Origin of the sequence: Sphingomonas sp. 67-41, from assembly GCF_001899725.1 — a bacterium.
Lineage (GTDB): Bacteria > Pseudomonadota > Alphaproteobacteria > Sphingomonadales > Sphingomonadaceae > Sphingomonas > Sphingomonas leidyi.
The window spans coordinates 1-20,040 of the sequence record NZ_MKWJ01000008.1 but is presented as its reverse complement, the minus strand read 5'-3'; the positions used below and the strand labels follow the sequence as shown (position 1 = coordinate 20,040).

Here is a 20,040-nt window from a genome sequence, read left to right as displayed (position 1 = left end):
CCGGCGATCGTCGCGGCGATGCAGGGGCGGGGCGATCCTTCCACCTGAAACGGGGCATGAGCCCATCGGAAACCGCGGATGCACGGACTGGAACAGTATCTAACGCAGCCATTTCACCGGGCGCTTCGGGAAGCGGCGGGGACTGTGGCGACGATCGATGCGGGGCGTGTTCGGACCTGGCGCCAGATCGGCGAGCGTGTGCGCCGCCTTGCCGGCATCCTGCATGAAGCCAGGCTCGAACCGGGCGGCCGCGTGGGGATGCTGGCCGCCAATGGCGACCACTTTCTCGACTATATGCTGGGCACCTGGTGGGCGGGCGGCGTGATCAACCCGGTCAACCTGCGTTGGACGTTGGGCGAGATCGCCTATTCTCTGGCGGACTGCGACACGCGGATTCTCATCGTCGACGAGAAGCATCTGGGGCATGCGTCCGAACTGCGCAGTCTCGCGCCCTGCATCGAGACGGTCCTCGTTGCCGGCTCGCCTGACTATGAGGCGCGGCTGCTTGCGGCCGAGCCTGCCGAAGAACATCTGCGCGGCGGCGACGACCTGGCCGCTATCCTCTATACCGGCGGAACGACGGGCAAGCCCAAGGGCGTCATGCTGACCCACAGGTCGATGATGGCATCGGCACTTGGATATGCCGGTACCTCCGATTGCGCTCCGGGCGCATGCATGATGCATACCGCGCCGCTGTTCCATGTCGGAGCGATCTCGGGCCTGATCGCTGCGATGCTGCGGCGTTCGGTACATGTTTTCGTGCCCGGTTTCGACGCCGAGGCAGTCATGCGCGCGGTGGCCGCCCACAGCGTCACCGACCTGTTTCTGGTGCCGACGATGATCCAGGCGCTGCTCGATCATCCCGCCTTCGCGAACCATGACCTCAGCAGCATCGAACGGATCATCTATGGTGCCGCCCCGATCCCCGCCGCTTTGATGGACCGGCTGATCGAGGCCTTGCCGCGGTGTGGTTTCGTCCAGGCTTACGGCATGACCGAGCTGTCGCCGGTCGCCACGTTGCTCGGGCCCGCCGATCACCGTGCGCTGGACCCGGCGGGCGAGCGTATCCGTTCCGCCGGCCGGGCGACGATGACCGTCGAGTTGAGGATCGTCGACGAGCATGATCAGGAGGTCCCCGTCCGGACCCACGGCGAAATCGTGGCGCGCGGCGAGGGCGTGATGCTCGGCTATTGGAACCGGCCGGAGGAAACCGCCGCGGCGCTGCGCGGCGGCTGGATGCATACGGGCGACATCGGCTGGATGGACGAGGCGGGCTATGTCCATGTCGTCGATCGGCTCAAGGACATGATCGTGAGCGGCGGCGAGAATGTCTATTCGGTCGAGGTCGAGGGCGCGCTGGCGAGCCATCCCTCGGTCGCCCAATGCGCAGTCGTCGGCCGCCCGCATCCCCATTGGGGCGAATCCGTTCATGCCGTGATCGTCGTGCGCCCTGGCGAAACGCGCGACGAGACCGCGCTTCTCGCCCATTGCCGCGCGCGGATCGCCGGCTACAAATGCCCCAGGAGCTTCGAGTTCCGCGACGCGCTCCCGCTCTCCGCCGCCGGGAAAATCCTTAAAACCCTGCTTCGGACATAAACCGCCGTAGCAGTCTGGCAGCGGCGAGTCGCCTCGATGGTTACAATGGCAAGCGAGGCCGCCCGAACGAACGGGTGACCTCGCTGCTGGTCATGCCTTGAGCGTGTAGCGGATCGGAAAATTCTTGATGCCGGTGACGAACGGCGCTTCGACATAGCGGACGGGGCCGGCCACTTCTACGGTCTCGACCCGATCGAGGAACGATCGGAAAAATGCCTCGATCTCCAGCTTTGCGAGGAACTGCCCCAGGCATTGGTGCGCGCCATATCCAAAGGAGAGATGATTGTTGGGGCTGCGGTCGATGCGGAACTGATCGGGGGCGTCGAAGGCTTCGGGGTCACGCGTGGCGGCGCCGTAGCTCAGCATGACCGTGTCACCCTTCGCAATCGTCTTTCCGCGCAGCTCGTAGTCGGCGGTGACATTGCGGAAGAAATGCTTGACCGGCGCGGTCCAGCGTATCGCTTCATTCGCGAATGATTTGAGCAGAGCTGGATCGGCGCGCAGGCGCAGGAATTGCTCGGGATCGTCGATCAGCGCCTTGAGCCCCCCCGCGATCGAGGCGGCCGTGGTGTCATGACCGGCGGTAGCGACAATGATATAATAGCCGATGCGTTCTTCGATCGACATATCCTCGCCGCCGGGTTTGCCGTTGGCGATCAGCGTGGCGACGTCATCGCGCGGATTGGCCCGGCGATCACGGGTGATCTCGTCGAAAAAGGCCAGGAAATCCATCTTCACCGCTTGCAGATGTTCGGCCTGCGTCATGCCTGGCCTGACGATGTTGGGGTCCGAGGAGCCGAATGTCTCTTGGGTGAGCTTGAGCATCCGGGCTTCGTCTTCTTCGTTGATGCCGAGAATGGTCATCGCGACCCGCAGCGGATACCAGAACGCGACGTCCTCGACGAAATCGCACTCGCCGCCCAGACCGGTGAGGCGATCGACATATTGATCCGCAAGCTGGTTGATGAGCCCCTCCAGCTGGCGGACATTTTTCGGCAGAAAATAGTCCTGCGTGAGCGCGCGCATATCCTGATGGCGCTGTCCGTCGATGACGACGAGCGAGTAGATGCCGGCCTCGACGCCGTGATTGGCCCGGTTGGCGTCTTCGACCTCGATCGGCAACAGTGTATTGCGTGGACCGGCGTTGAATATCTCCGATTGGCGTTCCAGTTCCCGGATATCGTCATGCCGTGAAACGATCCAGAACGGTCGATATCCCTCGGGTGTGGCGTAGGCGACGGGGTGCTCGGTTCGCAGCCAGCGGAAATAGTCTTGCAGGCGATCCGCGTCGCCATACAGGGCATTGTCCGCGATGTCGTTGATCGTGAAGCTGGTCACTTTATCTCTCCGTAAATCGTCATTGCGCGGCTTGCGCGGTGTCAGGCGTGAGTACAGCCTTGATGCATTTTCCCTCATGCTGGTCGCGAATGGCGTCGTTGATCTTCGAAAGGGGGTAGATCGTCACGAGCTTATCGAGCGGGAGCCGTCCGTTGCGATGATGCTCTATGAGCTCGGGGATAAAGGCCGCGGGATCGCTGTCCCCCTCGATGATGCCGATGATGCGATGGCCCAGTGTCATCAGATTGTTGATCTCGCCCGGCGGAGGCGTGCCGGGCGCGGCGATGCCGACCAATCCGAGTGCTCCGCGCGGCGCCAGGACAGACAGGGCAGCCGCAAGCGCGTCGGGGCGTCCGGTGGTGTCGAGTACATATTGCACGCCGTCGGGGACGATGGCGCGCACTGCCGCCGCCCAGTCGGCGTCTCCGATTGGATCGAGACTATGCGTGGCGCCCAGTTCGAGTGCCAGATCCCTCCTCGCCGCATGGGGTTCGACAACGATGATGGTGGCGCATTGCTGGATGATGGCGCCCATGACGGCGCTCAGGCCGACTGCGCCACCGCCGATCACCAGCAGCGCTGATCCGGCTTCGCAGCCCAGCGAGCGCATGACGGCTCCCGCGCCTGTCTGGACGCCGCACCCAAGGGGACCGGCGATCTCGAGCGGAAAATCGTCGGGCACCCTGGCGAGGTTACGCGCATAGGTGATCGCGTGGGTAGCAAAAGAGGACTGGCCGAAGAAATTGGACGCCAGCGGCCCGTTGGCCCGGCTGAGAGTGGTCGAGCCATCGGGGCGCATGCCCGCATAATTGAGCGCGGGCATGGTCTGGCAATAGGAGGGAAGGCCGGCGAGGCACTGGCGGCACTCTCCGCATGACCGGAAGCTGATCGCGACGCGATCGCCTGCCTGGAAGTCGCCGATATCGGAGCCGACGCGCTCGACGATCCCGGCGCCCTCATGACCCAGCACGACGGGCCGGTCGAAGCCGAATGCGCCCATCTGCGCCACGATGTCGGTGTGGCAGAGGCCCACGCCGACGATCCGCACCAAAATCTCATCGGGCCTGATCTCATCGAGCGTGACGGTTTCCACACGGAATTCCGCTCCGGGACCATCCACGACCGCTGCTGTAACTTCCATGCCTTCCTTACCCACAATTAGTCACTGAATTAATGGCAGAGAATAATCGCCAATTCAATAGCGATGGGGCTTCGCGGCGGATGCGGTGCCATCCTGGCCCGGTGCGCGCTTTTGCCGGGCGCGGGCCTTTGGTGGCCGAAAAGTCAGGGAACAGGCATATAGGCCGCGGAGCGGCGGTGAGCGGCATTGCAGTTTTCACGTCAATTAACTAATGAAATAATGAAAAGGACGGCACAGGATTGTCGAGAGAGGCACGATCATGTCGGCGCGCGCCGCATCCAATATCAGATCCGTGGTCGTCGCGGGCGCTTCGCGAGGGATCAATCTGGCGATTGCACGCGGTTTTGCCGAGCGCGGGGCAGATGTCGTCCTCTTGAGTCGCGATCCGGACCGTATCGAGTCGGCCGCAAAGCAAATGCGTGATGACGGGCTGGGCGCGCTGGGATTTGCGTGCGACGTTCGCGACTATGCGGCGGTCGAGGCCGCTTTTGCCGCTGCCGTCGAGGCCAATGGTCCGGTCGATGTCGTGATTTCCGGAGCGGCGGGGAATTTCCTGGCGCCGGCTCTTGGGTTGAGCGCCAATGCCTTCAAGACGGTCGTCGATATCGACCTGCTCGGAACTTTCAACATATTCAGGGCAAGCTATCCGTGGCTGAAGCGGCCGGGTGCTTCGCTGATAGCCATTTCAGCCGGCCAGGCTGTCCATCCGACAGCGTTCCAGGTCCATGCCTGTGCCGCCAAGGCCGGAGTGAACATGGTCACCCGTTGCCTTGCGCTCGAGTGGGGGCCGGCGGGGGTTCGCGTCAATGCGATCTCGCCCGGGCCGATCTCCGATACCGAGGGCATGGCGCGTCTTGCCGGGGATTCGGCAACCGAAGCCGCTATCAAGGGGCGGCTTGCCTTGCGTGCCTATGGCACGAAACAGGATATTGTCGAGGCGGCGCTGTTCCTGGCGAGCGAGCAGGCGCGTTATATCACCGGGGCGATCCTCAACGTCGATGGCGGCAATGATCTGGCGATGCCGCGATCGATGCCATCCCCGAGGCATTCCGATGAGAGCCCCCAGGACCGTGCTCCGCTCAGCAGGCGGAGGTGGGCAGCAGGCCGCGCAGAAGGATGTCGACAAGCTTTTCAGCCACCTCGCCAGCGGTTTCTGTCCCATCGGGCCTGTACCACCGCGCCGGCCAGTTCAGCGCCCCCGCAAGGGCAAAGGCGGTGAAGCGAACATCGGTCGTGGCAAGCGAGCCGTCCCAAACAGCGTCCTCGATAAGGGCGCGAAGCGACTGATCGACCTCCCGTTTCAGGGATCGGAACCGGGTGGCACTTTCATCGGAGAGCAACTCGTCGCCGGTACGGATGACGCAACGCCCGAAATCATCCATGTTGATCTCGGCATAGCGGATCAGGAAAGCGCGCAGCCGCGCCAGTCCGTTGCCCGGATGATTCGAGGCTTTGCGTGCCGCATCCTGCAACTGTTCCAGGCCTCGGCGCACGCATTCGAACAGTACCTGATCCTTGTTGCCGAGATAATGATAGACGACCGGCCGCGTGACGCCGAGCGAAACCGCGACATCGTCAAGCGACGTCGCGTGGAAACCGCGACTGTTGAACATCCTTACGGCCGCGACGAGCACTGCTTCGCGCTTGCGTTCTCGTTCCTCGATCCGATCGCCAGGCGACCGGAACGGGCTTTGATCGGGTTCAGTCGAAGGTTTCACGATTGACCTTTACACGTCCATATGGAAGTTACGTATGCGTATAGAGAATCGAGAATCTTTTCAATATCAGTCGGAGTCTGTCTGACATGTCGTTCGATCCTGTGATTATCGCGTCGGTTGCGCGCACGCCCATGGCCGGGTTTCAGGGTGCTTTCGCACCGATGACGGCCGTTGAACTCGGCTCGGCCGCGATCCGCTCGGCGGTCGAGCGCGCCGGGATCGGATCCGAAGCCGTCGAGCGGATCTATATGGGCTGTGTCCTGCCCGCGGCCCAGGGGCAGGCGCCGGCGCGCCAGGCCGCGCTCGGCGCCGGGCTGGCGCGGAGCGTCGAGGCGACGACCGTGAACAAGATGTGCGGTTCGGGCATGCAGGCGACGATCATGGCGTGTGAGGCCATTCTCTCCGGTTCCATCGATATCGCGGTTGCGGGCGGCATGGAAAGCATGACCAACGCGCCTTATGCGCTGCCCAAGCATCGTGGCGGCGCACGGATCGGGCATGACCGTGTCGTCGACACGATGATGATGGATGGTCTTGAGGACGCCTATGCGCGCGGCAAGCCGATGGGGGCATTTGCCGAGGATAGCGCACGCGAATACCAGTTTTCACGAGAGGAGCAGGACGCCTACGCGCTTGCGAGCCTTTCGCGGGCGAATGCGGCGATCGCCGGCGGGGTATTCGCGGCCGAAATCGTGCCTGTGGAGGTCTCTACCCGCGGCTCCGCCACGACCGTTGCGGTGGATGAGCAGCCGGGCAAGGCACGGCCGGACAAGATCCCCTTGCTCAAGCCCGCCTTCGTCGATGGTGGAACGGTAACGGCGGCCAATTCCTCATCCATCTCCGATGGCGCCGCGGCGCTCGTGCTCGTGCGCGAAAGCGTGGCACAAAGCCGCGACTTTCCGATCGAGGCGCGCATCATGGGCATGGCAGCTCATGCGCAGGAGCCCGCTCTTTTCACCACGGCGCCGGTGCCCGCTATTCGCAAGCTTCTCGCCAAGACAGGTTGGACCATCGAGGATGTCGATCTGTTCGAGATCAACGAGGCCTTTGCCGTCGTGGCGATGATCGCGATGCGGGATCTGGGCATTCCCCACGAAAAGCTGAACGTGAACGGCGGGGCGACCGCGCTTGGCCATCCCATCGGCGCATCGGGCGCCCGGATCATCGTCACTCTCGTGTCCGCCCTGAAGGCGCGCGGGCTCAAGCGGGGCGTTGCCGCCCTGTGCATCGGTGGCGGCGAGGCGACGGCGGTCGCGGTTGAGATCGCGTAACAGGAAGGGGACGCCCAATGGAATTGAACGGTATCGGCGCCATCGTGACAGGCGGCGCATCGGGCCTGGGGGGTGCAACGGCGAGACTGCTTGCCCAGAAGGGCGCCCGGGTCACGATTTTCGATCTTAATGAGGAGACAGGGGCGGCCCACGCTGCGGACATCGGAGGCCTTTTCGTCAAGGTGAATGTGTCCGACGACGCCAGCGTGTCGCAAGCTGTGGCGAAGGCCGAGGAGGCGCATGGCGTTGCCCGCGTGCTGGTCAACTGCGCCGGTGTTGCGCCGGCGATCAAGACGGTCGGCAGGGAAAACGCGCCGCATCCGCTCGACGCATTCCGCAAGACCGTCGAGGTCAACCTGATCGGCACCTTCAACGTCATCTCGAAGTTCGCGGCGCGCCTCGCGGCGGCCGAGCCGATCGGGGAGGAGCGCGGTGTCATCGTCAATACTGCGTCGGTCGCTGCCTATGACGGCCAGATCGGGCAAGCGGCCTATGCCGCATCCAAGGGCGGCGTGGTCGGCCTTACCCTGCCGGTCGCGCGTGATCTGGCCCAGCACAAAATCCGCGTCGTCACCATTGCGCCGGGCATTTTTCTGACACCGATGCTGATGGGCCTGCCCCAGGCCGCGCAGGACAGCCTCGGCACCCAGGTTCCGCATCCCAGCCGCCTTGGCAAGCCCGAGGAATATGCCCAGATGGTCGAGGCGATCATTGCCAATCCGATGCTGAACGGCGAAGTGATCCGTCTCGACGGCGCCATCCGGATGGCGCCGCGATGAGTGGCGTCGGCCCCGAAAAGACGGCGGAGATCGCCGCAAAAGTCGAGGCGTTCGTTCGCGACGTCGTCGTTCCCTATGAAAAGGATCCGCGCCGCGATCATCATGACGCGCCGACTGACGAACTCGTCACGGAGCTGCGCGAGAAAGCGCGGGCGGCCGGCGTGCTGACGCCGCATATCCTGCCTGACGGCAGCCATCTCTCGCAGCGCGAGACTGCGATCGTCCTTCAGAAGTCAGGTCTTTCGCCACTCGGCCCGCTGGCGGTCAACACGGCCGCGCCGGACGAAGGCAATATGTACCTGCTCGGCAAGGTCGGCAGCCCGGAGATCAAGGACCGTTTCCTCAAGCCAATGGTGGAGGGACGGGCACGTTCGGCTTTCTTCATGACCGAGCCGGCCGAGGACAATGGCGCCGGGTCCGATCCCTCGATGATGCTCACGACCTGCCATCAGGACGGCAATCACTGGGTGATCAACGGCCGCAAGGCCTTCATCACAGGAGCCCAGGGGGCCAAAGTCGGCATTGTCATGGCCAAGTCCGACGACGGCGCCTGCATGTTCCTGGTCGACCTGCCTGACCCAGCGATCCGCATCGAGCGCGTTCCGAACACGATCGACAGCTCGATGCCTGGCGGTCACGCCGTCGTTGCGATCGAGAATCTGCGTGTGCCGGCCGACCAGATGCTGGGTCATAGCGGCGAGGGCTTCCAATATGCCCAGGTGCGGCTCAGCCCCGCGCGGCTGTCGCATTGCATGCGCTGGCAGGGCGCGGCAATCCGGGCGAATGAAATCGCCACGGCCTATGCCTGTCGCCGCAAGGCGTTCGGCAAGACGTTGATCGACCATGAAGGCGTCGGCTTCATGCTCGCCGAGAATCTTATCGACCTGAAGCAGGCCGAACTGATGATCGACTGGTGCGCGACGGTACTCGACAGCGGTTCGCTCGGTTCGGCCGAGAGTTCGATGACGAAGGTCGCCGTGTCCGAGGCGCTGATGCGCGTCGCTGACCGCTGTGTTCAGGTGATGGGCGGCAGCGGCGTTACCCAGGATACGGTTGTCGAGCAGGTGTTCCGCGAGATCCGCGCCTTTCGCATCTATGACGGGCCGACCGAGGTGCACAAATGGAGTCTCGCGAAGAAGATCAAGCGCGACCACGCGCACAGCCTGGAGAAAGCGTCATGACCGGCGCGGGGTTGCGTTTCGAGCGGGAAGGGGCGGTCGCCCGGCTGGTGCTGGATCGCCCCGACGCCGCGAACAGCATCAATCTGGATCTCGCCAAGGCGTTGGCACGGGCCGCGGTCCAGTGCGACGAGGACGCGACCATTCGCAGCGTCGTGCTCACCGCCAGGGGCAAGCTGTTCTGCCCTGGCGGGGATGTGGGGGCCTTCGCGAGTGCTGGAGATGGTTTGCCGGCGCTGCTCAAGGATCTGACGATCTATTTGCATCAGGCCGTCAGCCGGCTGGCACGGATGGAAAAGCCGCTCGTCACCGCCGTCAACGGCGCTGCCGCGGGTGCTGGGTTCAGTCTCGCTATTCTTGGCGACATCGCGCTGGCGGCCCGATCGGCAACATTCAACGTGGCCTATGGCGCTATTGGCCTGTCGCCCGACGGCGGCTCGACATGGTTGCTGCCCCGACTGGTCGGGCTGCGGCGCGCTCAGGAGATCATGCTGCGCAACCAGCGGCTCGGCGCCGAGCAGGCCGCTGAGCTTGGCGTCGTCACCCGTGTTGTGGACGACGGCGCGCTCCTCGAAGAGGCCATGGCGATCGCGCACGAGCTCGCGACCGGGCCGACCTTCGCTCTCGGACGTACTCGTGCGCTGCTGTTGAACAGTTTCGGCGAAAGCCTTGAGGCGCAGATGGAGTTCGAGGCGCGGTCGATCGTCGAATGCGGCCGATCGGCGCATGGACAAGCGGGCGTCGCGGCTTTCCTCGCGCGCCGCAAACCTGAATTCGATTGAGCGCCGGAACGGGCGGAGAGGTATAGACTTATGGCGATCAAGACGCGTTTCACCGAATTGCTGGGGATCGAACATCCGATCGTTCAGGGCGGCATGATGTGGGTAGGCCGCGCGGAACTCGCCGCTGCCGTATCCAACGCCGGGGGGCTCGGCATCCTGACCGCGCTCACCCAGCCGACGCCCGATGATCTGCGCCGGGAAATCGACCGGTGCCGGTCGCTGACGGACAAGCCGTTCGGCGTCAACCTCACCATCCTGCCCTCGGTGTCCCCGCCGCCCTATGCTGAATATCGCAAGGCGATCATCGATGGCGGCGTCCGCATCGTCGAGACCGCCGGATACAAGCCGCAGGAGCATATCGACGACTTCAAGGCGGCGGGCATCAAGGTTGTCCATAAATGCACGGCCGTTCGTCACGCGGTGTCGGCCGAACGGATGGGGGCGGACGCGATCTCGATTGACGGTTTCGAATGCGCCGGACATCCCGGCGAAGATGACATTCCGGGTCTCATTCTGATCCCGGCGGCGGCGGACAAGGTCAGCATTCCGATGATCGCCAGTGGCGGGTTCGGCGACGGGCGCGGCCTCGCCGCTGCACTGGCGCTCGGGGCGGACGGCATCAACATGGGAACGCGCTTCTGTGCGACCGTGGAGGCGCCGATCCACGACCGCGTCAAGCAGTTCCTCGTCGACAATGACGAGCGGTCGACCAATCTGATTTTCCGCAAGTTCCACAATACAGGCCGTGTCGCAAGGAACAGCGTCTCGGATCAGGTGGTCGAGATTTCGGCACGCGAGGGTGCGGTATTCGAAGACATCCGGCCGCTGGTGTCGGGTGCGAGGGGACGTGTGGCCCTTGAAAGCGGCGATCTCGACGCCGGCCTGGTCTGGGCCGGGCAGGTCCAGGGGCTCATTCATGACGTGCCGAGTTGCGCGGCCCTGATCGAGCGGATTGTCGGTGAGGCGGAAGCCATCATCAAGGCGCGCCTGGCCGGAATGGTTGCATGAGGCTGACGGAGACGCAGCAGGCCATCCGGGACACGGTTGCCGCCTTTTCCCGTGATCGCATCGCACCCAACGCCATTCAATGGGAAGCGGACGGCCGGTATCCGGTCGAACTGTTCACCGAACTGGCACAGCTCGGCCTGATGGGCATGACGGCGCCGGAGGCTTTTGGTGGCACCGAGGCCGATTATGTCTCCTATGCCCTGGCGCTCATGGAGATCGCGGCCGGCGATGGCGGCCTCTCCACGGTGATCAGCGTCCATAATGCGCCTGCCATCGCCTGCTTGCTCCAGTCCGGGTCGCAGGCGCAAAAGGAGCGGTTCCTGCCCGACATGTGCGCGGGCAGGTCGATCGGTGCCTTCGCGCTGACCGAAACGGACGCGGGGTCAGACGCTTCGGCGATCCGCACGCGCGCCGAGCGATCGGGCAGCGGTTATGTGCTCAATGGGACAAAGCAGTTCATCACCTCGGGTCGCATAGGTGGCGTCGCCATCGTGTTTGCGGTGACGAACGTAGAGGCCGGCAAGCGTGGGCTTTCGGCGTTTGTTGTTCCGACCGACACAGCCGGATTTGAAGTCGACAAGGTCGAGCACAAGCTTGGGCAACGGGCATCGGACACTTGCGCGCTCCGGTTCGTCGACATGGCGGTGGGCGAGGACCAGTTGCTGGGCCGTGAAGGCGACGGCTACAAGATCGCGCTGGCCAACCTGGAGACCGGGCGCATCGGCATTGCCGCGCAAAGCGTCGGCATGGCACGCGCGGCCCTCGAAAAGGCGGTCGTGTATGCGCGGGAACGACGTTCCTTCGGCAAGGCGATCATCGAGCATCAGGCCGTCGGCTTTCGTCTGGCGGATCTTGCCGCGCGGCTCGCGGCGGCCGAAGCCCTGGTGCTGGCGGCCGCCGCACGCAAGGATGCGGGCGAGCGCTGCCTTTCCGAAGCGTCGATGGCCAAGCTCTTTGCATCCGAGACGGCCGAGGCGGTCTGTTCCGGGGCACTCCAGACGCTGGGCGGCTATGGATATCTCGAGGAGTTCGGCATTGCGAAAATCTACCGGGATGTGCGTGTGTGCCAGATTTACGAGGGAACGTCCGATATTTTGCGGATGGTGATTGCCAGGGGGCTGCGAGCGGACCGATGAGCGAGGACAACCAGCAGTTCGACGACAAGGCGCTCGGCGCTTATCTTGCCGCCAACCTCGAAGGCTTTACCGGCAATCTTGTGACCACGCGTCTCACCGGCGGCGCATCCAATCCCACCTTCCTGCTGAGGGATGGCGAGACCGGCAGCCGCTATGTCCTGCGCAAGAAGCCCGCTGGCGTGCTGTTGCCCAGCGCCCATCAGATCGAGCGGGAATACCGCATCATGGCGGCGCTCAAGGCGACGGACGTGCCTGTCCCCAATGTCCGTCTCCTGTGCGAAGATTCCGGCATCATCGGCACCAGCTTCTACGTCATGGATTTTCTCGAGGGGCGTATCTTCCGCGACACCAAGCTTCCGGGAATGACGCCCGATGAGCGCAAGGCCGTCTACGAAAGCTTCATCGATGTCATGGCCAGGCTCCATAGTGTGGACGCCGCCAGCGTCGGTCTCGGCGATCTCGGGCGTCCCGGCAATTATTTCGAGCGGCAGATCGGGCGCTGGACCAAGCAATATCGCGGCTCCGAAACAGAGACCATTCCTGAAATGGAGCGGCTGATCGCCGAATTGCCGGCGTTGATTCCCCAGGACGATACCGTGACGATCGCGCATGGGGACTTCCGGCTGGAGAATCTGATGATTCATCCCACAGAGCCACGAGCAATCGCGTTGCTGGACTGGGAACTCTGCACGCTGGGCCATCCGCTGGCCGATCTCGCTTATGCCTCCATCGGCTATCACGCGCGCCTGCCCTGGTTTGGGACGCTCGAGGGCGTGGATTTCGCGCAAAGCGGCATTCCCGATGAGTCATCGCTGATGCAGGCTTATTGCCGGAAGACGGGGCGGCGCGAGATCGACCACTGGAACTTCTATGTCGCCTTTGCCTTGTTCAGGCTGGCAGCGATTGCGCAAGGTGTCTATCGGCGGGGCCGGGACGGAATCGGCACGGGTCATGAGGCGGCCGCCTCGAACGAGACGCCTTACATCGCGAAGCGTGGCTGCGTCGTACTCGACGGCTGACCCGATACGGCTGTAGCATGCGCGCGGCTCCGATAGGTGGAGGGACATCTTCCATGCGCCGCGCTTTGTCGCCCATTTCCGGCTCGCCGATCTGCTGGGATGAACTCTATGCTGCGTGTTCCAGTATCTGCTTCAGCGGAACCGCGCTATTCTCAAGCATCTCGCGCGGGAGTTTTGCCTCCGCGGCGACAAGCAGCTTGCCCTGAACATAGTCCCTGGTTGCATTGATGCAATCGAGCGCGATGACGCGCCCTTCCTTGCGGTAGATGATCGAAAAGGAGCGATCGGCCGGATCGCCTCGGACGATTTCTTCGTCATGATCGACCGAGAGTCCGATAGTCTGCAATTTCAGGTCATATTGGTTGGACCAGAACCACGGGATCGCGTTGTAGGGTTCGGGATCGCCCATGATCGCGCGGGCGATGGCGGTCGCCATGTCATTTGCGTTCTGGACAGATTCGAGCCGGATCAATCGACCGCCGGCATAGCGGTTCGTATGGAGTGCGCAGTCGCCGGCCGCATAGACGTGCGGTAGCGACGTCTGGCCGTTGCCATCGACTTCGACACCGTTGCCGCCGCGCGCGCCGGCCGCCAGCAGTGGTTCGATGGCAGGGATGATCCCGATGCCCACGACGATCATCTCGGCTGGAATGACCTCACCGGATCCGAGCCGGAGGCCGGAAACCTTCCCGGCTACGGCCTGAACCTCCGCAACGGTTTCGTTCAATCTTATATCGACACCGTGGGCGCGGTGCTCGCTTTCGTAGAAGTGCGAAAGGGCGGCTCCTCCGACGCGCGCAAGAAGCCGTTCCTGTGCCTCGATCAACGTGATCCGCTTGCCGAGCTTGGCGAGTACGGCGGCGGTCTCGAGGCCGATATACCCGCCACCGATCACGGCAACATGGGTGACCGATAGGAGTTCGCCCATCATCCTGTCGATATCGGCGCGCGTTCGCACCGTATGGATGCCTGCAAGGCCAGGTGCCACGCCAGTGAGCGCACGTGCATGACCGCCTGCGGCCCAGATCAAATCGTCATAGCTGATCGCCGTTCCATCGTGGGTCCGCACGATCTTCGCGTCCGGATCCACCGACACGACGCGCTGTCCGGTCAGCATCGCAATCTCGCGCTCGTGCCAGAAGGTCGCGGGGCGGATCAGCAGGCGTTCGAAAGGCTTTCGACCGGCCAGATAATCTTTTGAAAGAGGCGGGCGTTCATAGGGCAGCTCGGTTTCCTCGCCGATGATCGCCACCGTCCCTTCGAACTTTCGCTGCCGCAGCGCAATTGCGGCCTGCGCGGCGCTATGGCCGCCGCCGACGATGACTACTGAAAAATGTCGAGGCGCCAATGTCATCCGGCAGGCTCTCAGTCTTCCGGCGCGATGGTCACGCGAAGGCCGTCCAGCCGATCGTCGATCGTGATCTGGCAGGACAGGCGGGAGCTGTCCTCCCGATGTGACGAACTGTCGAGCAGGTCGCTTTCGTCTTCGCTCATCGGCGGCAAACGGGCATCTTGATCCTGATCGATATAGACATGGCAGGTCGCGCAGGAACAGCAGCCGCCGCACAGGGCGAGCAATTCGTCTACGCCATCGTCGCGGATCACCTCCATCAAGCTGAGACCGTCCGTAGCCTCGATGATCTTCTCCGTCCCGTCCCTGGTAGTCAGATAAATTCTGGGCATTTCCTCATCCCTGCTTGTTGATTTGATGTGATTTGTGGCCGTCTCAGGCCGGCTTTTGAGCATGGTGACCGCTGGTCATTCCGTGCACGAGCCGCCAGCGGAGAGCGGCCTGAACATCATCGGTGACGCCGATATGCTGGAAATAGTCGTTGAGGGTGCCATACCGACGATCAATGGCCGCAAACATCCGGTCCAGATAGTCGGGCTTCACCGCCAGCAGGCGCTCCACCAGATCCAGCGGCGGCCGATGACCAAAGCGTCTCTCGATACGCACGACGAGATCAGGGCCTGCGTCACTCAGGCCTGGTGCATCGCTCGACCGAAGATAGTCGGTCAGGATATCGTCGCGCGAAACGCCAAGGATCGCGTGGAGCAGGGCGACGAACATGCCCGTGCGATCCTTGCCCGCCGTGCAATGCACGAGAACCGGACCATCCGTTGCCGCGATGCGTTGCAGAAGATGTCCGAATAGCGCCTCGTAGGGGCGGCTGATGGCCAGAGTGTCGTAAAGCTCGGCGTAAAAGCCGTCCACGGCCGACACCGTGGTGCCCGGCGTGCGAAGCAGGGCGAGATGAGGAGCTTCCTTTTCGCGCTCTTCTTCATGGCTGACGAGCCTGGCATTCCAATGCGCCGGCCATGGCGACCGTTGCGCAAGGCGTTCGCTTGGATAGCGAAGATCGGCCACCAAAGAGAAGTTCGTGCCAAGGAGCATGGCCGTGCCTTCCGCGGTCGCGCCTGACAGCTCACCCGACCGGTAGAGCCTGTCGGATATGAGGTTCCCGCCATGACGGGACGCATAGCCTCCGAACTGGCGGAAATTGGCGACACCGATTTGCATCCACGCTCCTGTTCAGGCGCGGGCGAGGCCCCGCCGAATCCCATTGGCAGAAAGTCATTAGTCGATTAAAGAGGAAAAGAAAACCGGTGCGCGGACCGTGTAACATTAGGATGGTTCCGCACTGGAGCGCGCTTGCTCACGTGGAGCAGGCGCTTCATGCACCCTCACGCCATCATGCAAAGGAGAAGCAATGTCCAGCTTTGAGTTCGTCCAGGTCGACCGCCAGGGACCAATCACGATCGTCACCCTGAACCGTCCCGAAGTGATGAATGCGCTCCATTATCCGGCGCACCAGGAGCTTGATCGCGTGTTCGACGACTTCCTGGCCGATCCCGATCAATGGGTGGCAATTGTCACCGGCGCGGGAGACCGCGCCTTCTGCGCCGGGAACGACCTGAAATATCAGGCGGCGACGGGTGATCTCAAAGCGGCGGATAATGGCTTTGCCGGGCTGACGTCGCGGCCCAGTCTCGACAAGCCGCTGATCGCCGCGGTCAATGGCGTGGCGATGGGCGGCGGCTTCGAACTCGCGCTTGCCTGCGACATCGTCGTTGCGTCGGAAAAAGCACTGTTCTCGCTCCCCGAACCCCGGGTCGGGCTCGTTGCCCTGGGCGGCGGTGTCCACCGTCTTCCTCGCGCGATCGGGCTTTCACGGGCGATGGACCTCATTCTGACCTCGCGCAGGGTCGGCGCGGAAGAGGGTAAATCGCTCGGGTTCGTCAGTCGGGTCGCAGCGCCAGAAGCCCTTCTTGAAGAGGCGCTGGCTGTCGCAAGAGAAATCTGCATCGCCAGTCCCATGGCGATCAGGGCCACCAAGGAGGCGGTGCGCCGCGGTCTCGAGGGGGCCCTCGACGAGGCGCTGCGCGATCAAATGGGGTATCCCGCGATGGAGGCGCTGTTCGCGTCCAACGACTTCGTCGAGGGCCCGCGGGCTTTCTCGGAAAAGCGCCCGCCTCAGTGGCGCGGCCGCTGATCGCACGGGGCCCCGGTCTTCCTCTGCGGAAGGGAGGCCGGCGCCCGGTGACAAAGCCGCAACGACGCTGTAGTCACTTGATCAATTATGACGGGTGAATGACATTGGCGACAAATCTATTCTCGGTGCGCGGGCAGGCGCGTGATCTCCTGCTTGCAGCGGCAAGCGACATCATGAAAGAGCGCGATTCGCTGGAGCTTTCGCTCAACGACATCGCCGGTCGGGCGGGGGTGAATTCCGCGCTCGTCAAATATCATTTTGGCAACAAGCACGGGCTCTTTTCGGCTTTGCTCGAGCGCGATCTCGCGATCGCGATCGAACAGCTGGAGGGGTTGGTGGCCATGGATCTTTCGCCGACCAGAAAGATGCGCGCGCATCTCTCGGGGGTCATTCGCATCTATTTCCGCTTCCCTTATCTCAATCGACTGAGCGTGGAACTCATGCGCGGCGCGGACGAGGCGACGGCCCAACGCATCGCCGACCGTTTCCTTCGGCCCATTCACAACGCCTATAGCCGGATGATCGCCGAAGGCGTCGCCGCGGGCGAGTTCCGTGCGGTGGACCCCAAGTTGTTCTACTTCACCGTGATCGGCGCGTGCGACCAGATTTTCACCGCGCGCTTCGTTCTCAAATATGTCCACGGCACTGACCTCATCGATGAGGACCTCCAGAGGTCCTACGCCGAGCAGACCGCGCTGGTCATCATGGATGGCCTCAGGGCTCCTGGAGATGTCGCCTCGAGCCCAGCGTGAATGTTCTCGCTGGATTTTAGTTAGGTAATGAATTAGGTAGTCCGAGGGCCAACGAGCCGGAAAGGATTGCCTGTGCTGACCAAGGGAGATGAATACCCCATCCACCAGTTGCCGGAGCCGGTGGCGTTTGCCGGCACCGACCGAAATTTCTATGATCGCTACTTCTTCAACGGCTACGGCCCGGACGGATCCGGTTTTTTTGCCGTTGCCTTCGGCATCTATCCGCACCTCAATATCGCCGACGCCCATTTTTCGTTCGTGCGCGGCGAGACGCAATATTGCGTCCATGCCTCCCGCGTGCTGGGAATGGAGCGGATGGACCTCCAGGTGGGACCGATCCGGATCGAGGTTCTCGAGCCGCTCCAGTCGCTGCGTATCACTGTCGCGGACGAGACGGGCATCAGCGCCGACCTGACCTTCGAGGGGCGCGCCTTCCCGATCGAGGAGCCCCGCTTCACCCACCGCATCGGCCCGCGGACTTTCCTCGACTATACACGCATGACGCAGAACGGACGGTACACGGGGTGGATCGAGGTCGATGGTGAGCGCTTCGCGCTTGCCCCGGAGACCGTCGGCACGCGGGATCGCAGTTGGGGGGTGCGCCCGATCGGCGCGGCGGATGCCCAGCCCTATGCTCCTGCGGTCGCGCCCGGATTCTTCTGGCAGTGGACGCCACTGAATTTCGCCGACCGGAGCATATTCTTCCATATCAATGCCGACGCCGAGGGTCGGCCCTTCAATCTGCGCTCGGTCCTGGTCCCCGACGGCGCCGGCGCGGACGGCCATGTCGAAATCTCCGATGCCGCGCTCGAGACCGTGTGTGTGCCCGGAACGCGGCATCCCGCAAGCGGACGGTTGGCGATCAGTCCACCGGGTGAATCCGAGATCGAGATTCTGATCGAGCCGGTCGGGCGGTTTCAGATGCGCGGCATCGGCTATGTATCCCCGACCTGGGGGCATGGTCTCTACAAGGGGGACCGGGTCGTCGAACGGGAGGACATACGGTTCGCAGACCTGGACCCGATGGCGATCGACAATCTCCACGTGCAGTTCCCGTCGAAAGTCACGTTCCAGCAGGCGGGCCGACCTTCGGCGAGCGGGATCGGTGTCTTCGAGCAACTGATCCTCGGCCCCTACAAGCCGCTGGGATTTACGGGAATGCTCGATCCGGCCGGCTGACAGACGCCCAAGAAAATCGTTCCAGAGGATTGCCATGCACCCCAGTCATCACGCCAAAATCTCTCCAGACCGTGCCGCTGTCATCATGGACAGCGGCGAAACCGTTACTTTCGGCGAGCTCGATGCAAGGTCGAACCAGGGAGCGAGGCTTCTGCGTGCGTCCGGCCTCGCCATCGGCGACACGCTTGCCGTCGTGATGGACAATAATGTCCGGTATATGGAGATCGCCTGGGCCGCACAGCGCGCGGGCCTCTATCTCATCTGCATTTCGTCCAAGCTCACGCCGCCGGAGATCGAATATATCGCGCGCGACGGCGGCGCGAAGGCGATCGTCGTGTCCAACGCCATAGGCGGCGCCTTCGCTGCGTTGCCGACCCTGCTCTCTGACGTGGAGCTGTTTCTGGTTGGGGGCGAAGCGGAAGGATATCGGTCCTGGGAGAACGAAGCAGATCGCCTCGACCCGACGCCGATCGCCGACCAGCGTGCCGGTGCGGACATGCTCTATTCGTCCGGTACCACGGGACGCCCCAAGGGTATCCGGCCGCCTCTGCCCGTCGACGAGGACATTCACGGGCCCACGCCGCTCGCGACGGTGGCGGCGAACATCTTCGGCTTCGGCCCTCAAACCGTCTATCTTTGCCCGGCGCCACTCTATCACGCCGCGCCGCTTCGCTGGTGCATGGCTGCCCAGAAGCTGGGCACGACCATCGTAGTCATGACGAAGTTCGATCCGGAATGCGCTCTCGCGCTGATCGAGCGATATCGCGTGACCCACAGCCAATGGGTTCCCACCCACTTCGTGCGGATGCTCAAGCTGCCCGACGAGGTGCGCGCGCGCTACGACCTGTCATCGCTCAAGGTTGCCATTCATGCCGCGGCACCCTGTCCGGTGCCGGTGAAACAGGCGATGATCGAATGGTGGGGGCCGATCCTCTACGAATATTATGCCGGCACAGAAAACAACGGCATGACCCTCATCGATTCTAGGCAATGGCTCGAACATCCCGGCTCCGTGGGCAAGGCCGTGGTCGGCACGGTGCGCATCTGCGATGAAGATGGCGAACCCCTTCCGCCACGCACCGAGGGCGCGGTCTATTTCGAGGGTGGTCCTTCCTTCGTCTATCACAACGACCCGGAAAAGACGCAGGCCGCCACGAACCGGCATGGTTGGACGACATTGGGCGACGTCGGCTGGCTCGACGAGGACGGCTTCCTGTATCTGACCGACCGCAAGAGCTTCATGATCATTTCGGGTGGGGTCAATATCTATCCGCAGGAGATCGAGAATCTGCTCGTGGTCCATCCCCGGATCGCGGACGCCGCCGTGGTCGGCGCGCCCGATCCCGAGATGGGCGAGATGGTTGTAGCGGTCATCCAGCCGGCGGATTGGGAAGATGCCAATGATGCGTTCGCCGAGGAACTCCTGGTCTGGCTGCGTCCGCAGATATCCGGGGTCAAGATGCCGCGACGGGTCGATTTCATGCAGGAACTGCCGCGTCATCCGACGGGCAAGCTCTACAAGCGCCTGATCCGCGACGCCTATTGGGGGAAGAAGGACAGCGCCATCGTTGCCTGTGTCAATCGGCGTCCAAAAAGGACCCCCTATCGGCGTCCAAAAGGGACCCCGTTTGTCGAGCGGTGTGACGGGT

At 63.3% G+C, this 20,040-nt stretch carries 18 protein-coding genes and 1 pseudogene; 13 read left to right on the top strand and 6 right to left on the bottom strand.

Annotated elements, in window-relative coordinates; genetic code table 11:
• Window positions 1–78 precede the first annotated feature (78 nt).
• Window positions 79–1,596 carry an acyl-CoA synthetase gene (locus tag BGP17_RS03970; RefSeq protein WP_286711109.1) on the top strand — a complete coding sequence of 506 codons (1,518 nt, stop codon included), beginning with the start codon at window positions 79–81 and terminating at the stop codon, window positions 1,594–1,596.
• A 90-nt stretch (window positions 1,597–1,686) separates the two neighbouring features.
• On the opposite strand, the gene BGP17_RS03965 is transcribed toward BGP17_RS03970, so the two are convergent.
• Together BGP17_RS03965 and BGP17_RS03960 are read right to left on the bottom strand one after the other, a co-directional pair.
• Complete coding sequence (locus BGP17_RS03965; protein WP_286711108.1) at window positions 1,687–2,934, bottom strand: cytochrome P450; 1,248 nt, start codon at window positions 2,932–2,934, stop codon at window positions 1,687–1,689.
• A 19-nt stretch (window positions 2,935–2,953) separates the two neighbouring features.
• A complete protein-coding gene (locus tag BGP17_RS03960; protein WP_286711107.1) occupies window positions 2,954–4,075 on the bottom strand; it encodes an NAD(P)-dependent alcohol dehydrogenase in 1,122 nt (373 codons plus the stop codon).
• Between the two features lie 259 nt (window positions 4,076–4,334).
• Between BGP17_RS03960 and BGP17_RS03955 the strand changes: the two are divergent.
• Window positions 4,335–5,033 (top strand): annotated as a pseudogene (locus BGP17_RS03955) (SDR family oxidoreductase); the annotation flags it as partial.
• Window positions 5,034–5,154: 121 nt separating this feature from the next.
• Here the strand turns inward: BGP17_RS03955 and BGP17_RS03950 are convergent.
• Window positions 5,155–5,793 carry a TetR/AcrR family transcriptional regulator gene (locus BGP17_RS03950; RefSeq protein ID WP_502688447.1) on the bottom strand — a complete coding sequence of 213 codons (639 nt, stop codon included), beginning with the start codon at window positions 5,791–5,793 and terminating at the stop codon, window positions 5,155–5,157.
• An 86-nt stretch (window positions 5,794–5,879) separates the two neighbouring features.
• Between BGP17_RS03950 and BGP17_RS03945 the strand changes: the two genes are divergently transcribed.
• The 7 genes from BGP17_RS03945 to BGP17_RS03915 are packed head-to-tail and all read left to right on the top strand — an operon-like array spanning window position 5,880 to window position 12,966.
• Entirely contained in the window at window positions 5,880–7,064 is a 1,185-nt protein-coding gene (locus BGP17_RS03945; RefSeq protein ID WP_286711106.1) for an acetyl-CoA C-acyltransferase, read from the top strand.
• 17 nt (window positions 7,065–7,081) lie between these two features.
• Window positions 7,082–7,843: an SDR family NAD(P)-dependent oxidoreductase gene (locus BGP17_RS03940; RefSeq protein ID WP_286711105.1), complete on the top strand. Its 762-nt coding sequence runs from the start codon at window positions 7,082–7,084 to the stop codon at window positions 7,841–7,843.
• Complete coding sequence (locus tag BGP17_RS03935; RefSeq protein WP_286711104.1) at window positions 7,840–9,024, top strand: acyl-CoA dehydrogenase family protein; 1,185 nt, start codon at window positions 7,840–7,842, stop codon at window positions 9,022–9,024. Before BGP17_RS03940 ends, BGP17_RS03935 begins: the two co-directional genes overlap by 4 nt.
• A complete protein-coding gene (locus tag BGP17_RS03930; RefSeq protein ID WP_286711103.1) occupies window positions 9,021–9,803 on the top strand; it encodes an enoyl-CoA hydratase/isomerase family protein in 783 nt (260 codons plus the stop codon). Before BGP17_RS03935 ends, BGP17_RS03930 begins: the two co-directional genes overlap by 4 nt.
• Before the next feature lie 30 nt (window positions 9,804–9,833).
• A complete protein-coding gene (locus BGP17_RS03925) occupies window positions 9,834–10,811 on the top strand; it encodes an NAD(P)H-dependent flavin oxidoreductase (protein ID WP_286711102.1) in 978 nt (325 codons plus the stop codon).
• Window positions 10,808–11,947, top strand: a complete 1,140-nt coding sequence (locus BGP17_RS03920) for an acyl-CoA dehydrogenase family protein (protein ID WP_286711101.1) — start codon at window positions 10,808–10,810, stop codon at window positions 11,945–11,947. Before BGP17_RS03925 ends, BGP17_RS03920 begins: the two co-directional genes overlap by 4 nt.
• Window positions 11,944–12,966 (top strand): phosphotransferase family protein, encoded by a 1,023-nt coding sequence (locus tag BGP17_RS03915; protein WP_286711100.1) that lies wholly within the window; start codon window positions 11,944–11,946, stop codon window positions 12,964–12,966. The genes BGP17_RS03920 and BGP17_RS03915 overlap by 4 nt, the downstream gene beginning before the upstream one ends.
• 106 nt (window positions 12,967–13,072) lie before the next feature.
• Here the strand turns inward: BGP17_RS03915 and BGP17_RS03910 are convergent, their stop codons facing one another.
• The 3 genes from BGP17_RS03910 to BGP17_RS03900 are packed head-to-tail and all read right to left on the bottom strand — an operon-like array spanning window position 13,073 to window position 15,487.
• On the bottom strand, window positions 13,073–14,320 hold the full coding sequence (locus tag BGP17_RS03910; protein ID WP_286711099.1) for an NAD(P)/FAD-dependent oxidoreductase: 1,248 nt from the start codon (window positions 14,318–14,320) through the stop codon (window positions 13,073–13,075).
• Window positions 14,321–14,331: 11 nt separating this feature from the next.
• Window positions 14,332–14,649: a 2Fe-2S iron-sulfur cluster-binding protein gene (locus BGP17_RS03905; protein ID WP_286711098.1), complete on the bottom strand. Its 318-nt coding sequence runs from the start codon at window positions 14,647–14,649 to the stop codon at window positions 14,332–14,334.
• Between the two features lie 43 nt (window positions 14,650–14,692).
• Window positions 14,693–15,487 (bottom strand): tyrosine-protein phosphatase, encoded by a 795-nt coding sequence (locus tag BGP17_RS03900; protein WP_286711097.1) that lies wholly within the window; start codon window positions 15,485–15,487, stop codon window positions 14,693–14,695.
• Between the two features lie 190 nt (window positions 15,488–15,677).
• Here BGP17_RS03900 and BGP17_RS03895 point away from each other — a divergent pair, with 190 nt between their 5' ends.
• From BGP17_RS03895 to BGP17_RS03880, 4 genes are all read left to right on the top strand, one after another.
• Window positions 15,678–16,460: an enoyl-CoA hydratase-related protein gene (locus BGP17_RS03895; RefSeq protein WP_286711096.1), complete on the top strand. Its 783-nt coding sequence runs from the start codon at window positions 15,678–15,680 to the stop codon at window positions 16,458–16,460.
• Between the two features lie 98 nt (window positions 16,461–16,558).
• On the top strand, window positions 16,559–17,212 hold the full coding sequence (locus BGP17_RS03890) for a TetR family transcriptional regulator (protein ID WP_286711095.1): 654 nt from the start codon (window positions 16,559–16,561) through the stop codon (window positions 17,210–17,212).
• Window positions 17,213–17,284: 72 nt separating this feature from the next.
• Window positions 17,285–18,391, top strand: coding sequence for an Rv3169 family protein (locus BGP17_RS03885; RefSeq protein ID WP_286711094.1), 1,107 nt, complete (start codon window positions 17,285–17,287; stop codon window positions 18,389–18,391).
• A gap of 85 nt (window positions 18,392–18,476) precedes the next feature.
• A partial coding sequence (locus tag BGP17_RS03880; protein WP_502688446.1) for an acyl-CoA synthetase occupies window positions 18,477–20,040 on the top strand: 1,564 nt, incomplete at its 3' end.